Below are 8,370 nucleotides of genomic sequence, written 5' to 3'. Positions count from 1 at the left end.
ACGGACATACGGACATGCGCTGTGGCTTTCCCTCCTTGGCGCTTCGGGTGCAGGAGGTTCTGCAGCATGATCCGTTGTCAGGGCATCTCTTCGTCTTCAGGGGCCGCAGATCGGATATTTTGAAGATCATCTGGCATGATGGTCTGGGCGCCTGCCTTTTTACCCGGCGGCTGGAGAAGGGCCGGTTTATCTGGCCGAATATGGGATAGCATCCGTCAAGGTGGTGTAGAATTGGGACCGGGCCGTCATGATCAGGCGGCTCTGGGTGAAATTTCTCCATCGCAGCTACGCGAGGAGGTAGAGCTGAGTTTAAGTGCTGTCATTGAAGTTTCACGAGCCTGATAAACGGACGTCATATGTCGCCCATAGTGATGCAAATATTCAATCGATGCACCACTAACGATCAGGATTATTGTGATGCTGGCTCTGAACGGAGTTGCCGTGACCTATGCCAACGGCACCCAAGCTTTGAAGACAACGACATTGACGTTCAACCAGGGTCAGTTCGTCGTGCTCCTCGGTAGATCCGGCGCAGGCAAATCTACCCTCATCCGGACACTCAACGGCTTGGTTGCGCCGACGTCTGGTTCGATCACTTCTAACGATATTGGTGCTCTGGATGCGGAAACTAAGCTTCGCATTCACCGAAGGCGAACTGGGATGATATTCCAGCAGCACCAACTCATAGGGCGCTTGAGCGCGCTCGACAACGTCATGACGGGCCGCCTGGGCTACCACTCTGGCTGGCGTACGTTGTTCCCTATGCCGCGTTCGGATCGAAGGCTGGGGTTGGAATGCCTTGAACGCGTAGGCCTTCTTGATAAGGCTCTCGTCAGGGCGGATCAACTATCCGGCGGTCAGCAGCAACGGGTGGGCATTGCGCGCGCGCTGGTCCAGAAGCCCCAACTGGTCCTTGCAGATGAGCCCGTTGCAAGTCTGGACCCTGAAACGGCTGTCGAGGTCCTGTCGCAGCTTCGCGAAATATGCACAGCCGACGGCATCACTGCTGTGATCAGCCTTCATCAGATCGATCTAGCTCGCCGGTTCGGCGACCGGGTCATTGCTATGCGCGACGGGGAAGTGGTTGCGGACGCCGCTGTCGACGAACTGACCGATCAAATGTGTGCGTCGATCTACCGCAGCGCCCCAAGAAATCCGACCACAACACAAGATTTGTCCAACTACGAGTATGATCAACCTTTAGCTGCCATGGAGGCCGCATTATGAAGAAGCTTCTGTCCCTCGCATTCCTCGCCGTTCTTGGCTGGAGTTCGTTGGCGCATGCTGGCTCAAATCCAGAGACATTGCGCGTCGCGTTGCTACCGGACGAGAACGCCGCCACTGTCATCAAAAACAATCGTCCTCTCGAGGAGTATCTTGAGAAGACACTCGGTCGGGAGATTGAACTGATCGTAACGACCGACTACTCGTCAATGATCGAAGCGATGCGTTTCGGCCGGCTTGAGTTGGCTTATTTCGGGCCGCTCTCTTACACGCTCGCGAAAACCAAGGCTGATATCGAGCCTTTCGCAGCACTTATGAAGGATGGCGAAACTACCTATCGCGCTGTAGTTGTCGCCAATGCAGAGGCTGGCATCGAAAGCCTTGAAGATGCAAAAGGGAAAAAGGTCGCGTTTGGGGACGTGGCTTCCACCTCAAGCCACCTTATCCCGAAATCTATGCTGCTTAAGGCCGGAGTTGAGGCTGGAAAAGACTATAGCGAGAACTTCGTAGGGTCGCATGATGCCGTGGCTATTGCAGTGCAGAATGGCAATGCTCAGATTGGCGGACTTTCGTTGCCCATCTACAATTCAATGGTCGCTCGTGGCACCATTGATCCTAAGAAAGTTATCGCCCTCGCCGAGTCCGATCCGTTCCCGCAGTACCCCTGGACCATGCGGTCGGATCTTGACACTTCGTTGAAAGAGGCGATCACCAAAGCCTTCATCGACCTTAAAGACGAAAAGGTATTGGCATCCTTCAAAGCCGATGGGTTCGCTCCGATCGATGACAAAGCCTACGACGTCGTCCGTGAGCTCGGTAAAGTGCTGAACTTGGACCTGAGTCAGTAAGGCGCGTTCGAGACAGTTTCTCACCTTTCGACGCAGGCGCTGGCCTGCGTCCTTTCTTCCAGGATATGTGATGACACAGCCGTCGGCCGACTACGACTCTATCCTTCAACATCAAAACAAAGCTTGGACCAGAGCTGGCGTGATCGCGTTGGCAATTGCGTGTGTGATCATTGTTAGCAGTTATCACTCCGGTCTTCTTGATCTGGAGCGTCTGGGATCTGGGTTTCCTGCGCTCTGGCAGCTCGGTACGGAAATGTTTCCCCCGGATTTCAACCGAGGCTTGGAGTGGATCAGCCCTCTCATCGACACTCTGGCGATGAGTATAGCTGGGACTGCGATCGCGGTACTGATATCACTTCCAGTTGGCTTTTTCGCCTCAGGGAAAACAGCACCCAACGCTGTCATCTATATGATCTCGCGTGGATTGTTGAATGGTCTACGGTCGATCCCGGAGCTGATTATGGGCATCGTCTTCGTGGCGGCAGTGGGATTTGGAGCGCTCCCAGGCGTGCTGGCTCTTGGTCTTCACTCGGTTGGCATGGTGGGCAAGTTCTTTGCGGAGGCGATCGAGCATTGCGATAATGCGCCTATAGAAGCCGCACGCGCAGCTGGTGCGTCGCCGTTCCAGATCGTGACGCGGGCGATCTTGCCACAAGTTCTACCGCAATTGGCCGATGTGACCATCTATCGGTGGGAGTACAACTTCCGCGCCTCGACAATCCTGGGCACTGTGGGAGCTGGTGGTATCGGTTTCGAGTTGATGACATCCCTCCGGATCATGAATTATCAGGAGGTTCTTGCGATCATGCTCGTTGTCCTTCTGATGGTCACCATCGTTGACCAGGTCGGCGCTCTCCTCCGCCGCCAGCTGCAATAGAAGGATAAATTAAATGCTCCCAAAGGTAGTAATCACCCATCGCGTCCACGAGGAGATTATCTCAAAGCTATCTCCCCACGCTCGTTTAGTTTGCAACGATACTGATGATACATGGCCCCGCGAGAAACTGCTCGCAGAATTGAGCGACGCCAAGGCGATGATGGCGTTCATGCCGGACATGATCGACGCGTCTGTACTCGCGCACGCTCCCGATCTTCAACTTGTGGCATGTGCGCTGAAAGGCTTCGATAACTTCGACATCGAAGCCTGCACGCAGCGTGGAGTCCACGTCACGATAGTGTCCGATCTTCTCACTGACCCGACAGCCGAACTTACAATCGGTCTGATGATTGCTCTTGGGCGGCACATTCTGCCAGGCGACAAGAGCGTCAGGAGGGATTACAAAGGTTGGCGCCCTCGGTTTTACGGCCTTGGGCTGCAGGGCACAGCAATCGGCATTTTAGGGATGGGAGCGATCGGAAAAGCTATAGCACAGCGCCTAAGTACCTTCGGCGCCATTGTGTCGTACTGGGATCGTCAATCCCTGGACAAAGCCGATGAGATCAGACTGAACGTAAAGCCTCTTGAATTTGACCAGTTGATCTCGTCGTCTACCTTTCTTGTGTGTGCACTCCCGCTTTCGGCCGAAACGAAGCATCTCCTCGGCGCTGAACAACTCGCCAAAATGCCCAAAGGAGCACTTCTTATTAATCCTGCACGCGGAAGCGTGGTTGATGAAGAGGCTGTTGTCGCTGCATTGCAGGCGGGGCGCTTGGGAGGCTACGCCGCTGATGTTTATGAGATGGAGGACTGGGCCAGACCCGACCGGCCTGACAAGGTCCACGGGGGTCTCCTCAATCGCGAACATGATTCGATCTTGACACCCCACATAGGCTCAGCAGTGGCGAAGTCGCGTTTGGCTATCGAGCACGAGGCTGCTGACAACATTATAGATTTTGTCCAAGGCCGAAGACCTCGTGCGGCAATTAACGAGGTTCAACTAATTCCTTGATTAGAGAAAGTAATGTTTAGCCTTTCGCATGTCGCAGCATTCATAGAGGTAATCGAAACTGGCAGCTTTCACGAGGCGTCGCGACGGCTTCAGATATCCCAACCGACTGTCTCACATAATGTGAAACGATTGGAGGATATACTAGGGGTGCGGCTGGTCGAGAGGAGGAAGGACAAGTGTGTGCCGACTCGGCAAGGGCTCGTATTCTTGCCATTCGCACGCAGCCTTTTGACCGTCACGAAGAGATCTCTGGACCGCCTGCACAGCGGCCGGATTACGTTGGGTGCCAGTACTAACATCGGTACCTATATTTTGCCAGTCCACTTGAAGCGTTTACAGGATGCTCAAGGCCGGCCACCTGAGGTGGCCGTTGCCTCAAATCCTGAAATCATCGAAAAGCTCTTGAGGAAGGAGATTGATCTAGCCTTTACCGAATGGTGGGACGATCGAAAAGGATATCAAGCCCGCCTTTGGCGGAAGGAAAAGCTGGTAATAATCGTATCCCCACAGCATAATTGGAGGACGCGAAAAACAATTGAAGCGGCAGAGTTATTTCAAGAGTCCCTCATTGGCGGAGAACGTGGAACCGGTACCGGATCCGTGCTCCGCGAGGCCTTCGGCCAAGCGGCAGAGCAATTCCCAATCTCATTCAATGTCGGGAGCACTGAGGCTGTGAAGCATGCAGTTCGAGCTGGTCTCGGCATTTCGATCGTGATGAGGAGCACTGTCCTCGATGAGCTCGCGTCGGGTAGGCTTTATGAGGTTTCTGTTGAGAATGTGGTTCTCGAAAAGTCTGTGTGGGCTGTACATCCCGTACATATGGAGGATGGTTCACCGGAAGCAATCGCGCTTAAGGTTATACTCGATGCGAGCGCCCCTCTGGGTGACCTAGAGCACGTCCACATTACTCGGGGTCATATCCGCAAGATTTGAAGTAGTTGGCGCATTCCTGCGGCTCGAACATGGTAACGGCCTGGCCGACCGCATCCTTTGGTATCGCCGCCTCAATTCCCGGAGTATCCCATACAAGGGGGACAAGATCGGGGACCGCCCGATTTTCGATGCGTAAGGTTCCCTGCTCCATGTCGCGAATATTCGGCCGTCAGACACATAGTTGGTTTCCATGGATCGTTTGTCATAAACGAGGGTTTTTGAGCATGCCATAGCGCATGCCGTCACGCCCCTTGAATGGCGCGATGGAATCTTCTCAAAACTGTTATAGAAACGGTTGTCGCAAAATGCTATGTGTCCAACGACTTTCAAGAACATTTGGATGGCTATGCGGGTCGGGTACGCCAGGGTCAGCACGATCGATCAAAATCCGGAGCTTCAGCTTGAGGCGCTGAGACGCGCCGGTTGCGAGAAGGTGTTTACCGAGCGCGGGTCAGGCGCTCGCGATGACCGCCCGGAATTGGGCCGAATTCTCTCCGACGTGCTTCGCACTGGTGACACGCTCGTTGTCTGGAAACTCGATCGGTTGGCGCGATCGCTAAAGAAGCTCATCGCGACGGCGGAAGAGTTGGAGCGCGCGAAGATCGGGCTCGTGTCCTTGACCGAGAGCATTGATACGACGACGCCGGGCGGCATGCTGACCTTCCATGTCTTCGGTGCGATCGCCCAGTTCGAACGTGCTCTGATCCGCGAACGCACGACGGCTGGACTGGTCGAGGCGCGGCAACGTGGCCGCAAGGGTGGCCGCCCGCCCGCGATGCGCCCGGGCGATATTGCCGCGGCGCGCGCCCTGATGAAGGAAGGCAGCATACCGGTACGCAATATTGCGCAGCGCATGGGGGTTTCTGTTGCAACCCTCTATCGTCATATCGGCAAGAAGGGTGGCTCTCCCAAAACAGTGGAATCCGAGGACGTCCATGGCTGAGCGGAGAAAGCGGCCGCCCGGAGAGGCTCTTGTCGATCTTCGACGCCGATTGTCGCTGCTTTCTCCCCGTGATCCAGGCCGTACCGAGATTGTTGCTCGTGCCGCCGATGCCTACGGCATCTCGATCTGGACCCTGTATCGGGCGCTGCGGGAGTTGAACCGCCCGAAATCCGTACGGCGCGCCGATCACGGAACCTCCCGGATCGCCCCGCAGCCGGAGATGGAAACCTATGCCGAAATCATCGCGGCCCTGAAGATCAGAACGGCGAACCGGAAGGGGCGGCATATCTCCACGGCGCGCGCCATCAAGCTGCTTGAGGAAGACGGCGTGGTGACGCCCGATGGCCTGGTCCGTGCACCGCCCGGCATCTTGAAACGCGCAACGGTCGATCGGCTGCTGCGTGTTTCCGGCCTGGATTATGCGCGCGTCACCCGCCCGGTGGCTGCCGTCCGATTCCAGGCGCGGCGTTCCAACGAACTCTGGCACTTCGACATGAGCCCGTCCGACCTGAAGCAGGTGGAAGCGCCGCTTTGGGTCGAGGAAGGGCGCGGCCGGCCGACGCTGATGCTGTTCTCCGTGGTCGATGATCGCTCCGGCGCGAGCTATCAGGAATACCGCTCCGTCTACGGCGAGGACGCGGAGTCCGCCTTGCGCTTTCTCTACAATGCCTTCGCCGCCAAGCCTGAACCGGAACTGCCGCTTCAGGGGATTCCAACGACCATCCATATGGATAACGGGCCGGTGAGCCGCTCGCGCGTTTTCCAGTCCGTCATGGGTAGCCTTGGTGTCCGGGTTCTCACGCATATGCCCCCGTCGGACAGCGAGCGGCGCACGCCGGCGCGAGCGAAAGGCAAGGTCGAGCGGCCGTTTCGCACGATCAAGGAAGTGCACGAGACCCTCTATCATTTCCACAAGCCGAAGGACGAAGAGGAAGCCAACCTTTGGCTCAGGCGCGCCTTGGTCACCTACAATAACGGCGACCATCGCACAGAGTCTCATGCACGCATCGAGGATTGGCTGCGGCATCTTCCTCCTGACGGGGTGCGGGCGATGTGCTCCTGGGAGCGGTTCTGCGCCTTTGCGCGCGAACCGGAACGACGGACGGTTGCTGGAGACGCGACCGTATCGGTCGAAGGCGCATCCTATGAGGTCGAGCCCGAACTTGCCGGCGAAACGGTGACCTTGCTCTGGGGCCTGTTCGATCAGGAACTGTTCGTCGAGCATGAGGGCAAGCGCTTCGGTCCATTCCAACCTTCGCGCGGGGCGGTTCCCCTCTTTCGCTATCGCAAATACCAGAAGAGCAAGCTCGAAGAGCGGCTCGACAAGGTGGTGCGCCTGGCAGACCAACTTGGGCTCCCCCGCGCCGCGGTCACCGGCGGGGATCGTCCATTGCCTTCGCTGCCCCCGACCACGGCTGGGCTGAGTGTACGGCGGACACCGTTTCCGGAACCCGCAATAGAGACCGCTTATCCAAATGGCCTCGCAGCCCGTGGGGCCATCGCCGACCAGCTCGGCCGGCCGATCGGCGCGATGAATGCCGGTGACCGCGCCTTCATCAATGAACTGCTTGGAGAAACACTCGACAAAAAGATGATCGCGGCCCGTATCCGCGAACGCTTCCAGGCGCGAAGAAAGGAAGAATGATGCTCGCTGACGTTCAATCCAGTTACGGCCTCGACCGGCCTTTCCAAGGGGCCGGCAACTTTGAGACCGAGCATCAGCGCACGATCATCCGCGAGGTGTGTGCGGCCGTCCAGACCGGTCGGCTTGTCGTGGTCTCCGGCCTGGTCGGTTCGGGGAAAACCCACCTTTTGCGCCGCATCGAGGCCGAACTCACCAAAGCCGGCAAGGTCGCACTCGCCAAATCGCTGGCGGTCGACAAGCGGCGCACTTCGCTGCCATCGCTCATTGAAGCCCTGTTCTACGACTTGTCTCCCGGCGATCGTGCGCAGGTCAAGATCCCCAAGCAGGCCGAGCGCCGGGAGCGCGACCTGCGCGACATCATGAAAAAAGGCAAACGGCCGATCGTCCTCGTGGTCGACGAGGCCCATGACCTGCACCACAAGACCTTAACCGGCCTGAAGCGACTGATGGAGGTGGTCGCCGACGCCGGCGTGCTCCTTTCCGTACTTCTTGTCGGGCATCCCCGGTTGCGCAATGATCTGCGCCGGCCGCAAATGGAGGAGATTGGCTACCGCACGACCATTTTTGACTACGAGGGGATCGGCTCCGCGCGCCGCGACTATGTTGCCTGGCTGCTTGGCGCCTGTGCGGCCGAAGGCGTAAAGGTTGGCGAACTCCTCGAGGAAGAAGCCATCGACCTCATCGCCGAACGTTTGCGCACGCCGCTTCAGATCGAGATGCATCTCACCCTCGCATTCGAGCAGGGCTTTCGCCTCGGCGCCAAGCCGGTTACCGCCGAAATCGTCGAGCAGGTCCTGTCCCGCGCCATCGACGATCTCGAACCGACGTTGACCCGAAATGGTTACGATGCGACGGCTCTGGTCACGCACCTCAATGCTCGGCCGTCGG

The 8,370-nt window shown here is 57.4% G+C and carries 9 protein-coding genes; all 9 read left to right on the top strand.

Going from position 1 to position 8,370, the window contains the following annotated elements; genetic code table 11:
* Nucleotides 1-209 (top strand): IS66 family insertion sequence element accessory protein TnpB (gene tnpB, locus AC0CMF_RS25115; protein WP_472482569.1); only part of this gene is annotated, 209 nt, incomplete at its 5' end.
* 208 nt (nucleotides 210-417) lie between these two features.
* Entirely contained in the window at nucleotides 418-1,227 is an 810-nt protein-coding gene (gene phnC / locus AC0CMF_RS25110) for a phosphonate ABC transporter ATP-binding protein (RefSeq protein ID WP_006473175.1), read from the top strand.
* Nucleotides 1,224-2,072, top strand: coding sequence for a phosphate/phosphite/phosphonate ABC transporter substrate-binding protein (gene phnD / locus AC0CMF_RS25105; RefSeq protein ID WP_003501103.1), 849 nt, complete (start codon nucleotides 1,224-1,226; stop codon nucleotides 2,070-2,072). The genes phnC and phnD overlap by 4 nt, the downstream gene beginning before the upstream one ends.
* A gap of 70 nt (nucleotides 2,073-2,142) precedes the next feature.
* Complete coding sequence (gene phnE, locus AC0CMF_RS25100; protein WP_006473411.1) at nucleotides 2,143-2,949, top strand: phosphonate ABC transporter, permease protein PhnE; 807 nt, start codon at nucleotides 2,143-2,145, stop codon at nucleotides 2,947-2,949.
* A gap of 13 nt (nucleotides 2,950-2,962) precedes the next feature.
* Nucleotides 2,963-3,961 carry a phosphonate dehydrogenase gene (locus tag AC0CMF_RS25095; RefSeq protein ID WP_003501101.1) on the top strand — a complete coding sequence of 333 codons (999 nt, stop codon included), beginning with the start codon at nucleotides 2,963-2,965 and terminating at the stop codon, nucleotides 3,959-3,961.
* 12 nt (nucleotides 3,962-3,973) lie between these two features.
* The gene (locus AC0CMF_RS25090; RefSeq protein ID WP_003501100.1) at nucleotides 3,974-4,894 is read left to right on the top strand and encodes a LysR family transcriptional regulator; all 921 of its coding nucleotides are present in this window, start codon (nucleotides 3,974-3,976) and stop codon (nucleotides 4,892-4,894) included.
* 340 nt (nucleotides 4,895-5,234) lie between these two features.
* Nucleotides 5,235-5,837 carry a recombinase family protein gene (locus AC0CMF_RS25085; RefSeq protein WP_003501098.1) on the top strand — a complete coding sequence of 201 codons (603 nt, stop codon included), beginning with the start codon at nucleotides 5,235-5,237 and terminating at the stop codon, nucleotides 5,835-5,837.
* Nucleotides 5,830-7,482 (top strand): IS481 family transposase, encoded by a 1,653-nt coding sequence (locus AC0CMF_RS25080; protein ID WP_003501095.1) that lies wholly within the window; start codon nucleotides 5,830-5,832, stop codon nucleotides 7,480-7,482. The genes AC0CMF_RS25085 and AC0CMF_RS25080 overlap by 8 nt, the downstream gene beginning before the upstream one ends.
* A partial coding sequence (locus AC0CMF_RS25075) for an ExeA family protein (RefSeq protein WP_170986387.1) occupies nucleotides 7,479-8,370 on the top strand: 892 nt, incomplete at its 3' end. The genes AC0CMF_RS25080 and AC0CMF_RS25075, both read left to right, overlap by 4 nt.

Source organism: Pannonibacter sp. CBAS1226, from assembly GCF_055685825.1.
Note: the sequence above shows the minus strand (reverse complement) of the source record. Positions and strands in the feature narration are given on the sequence as shown.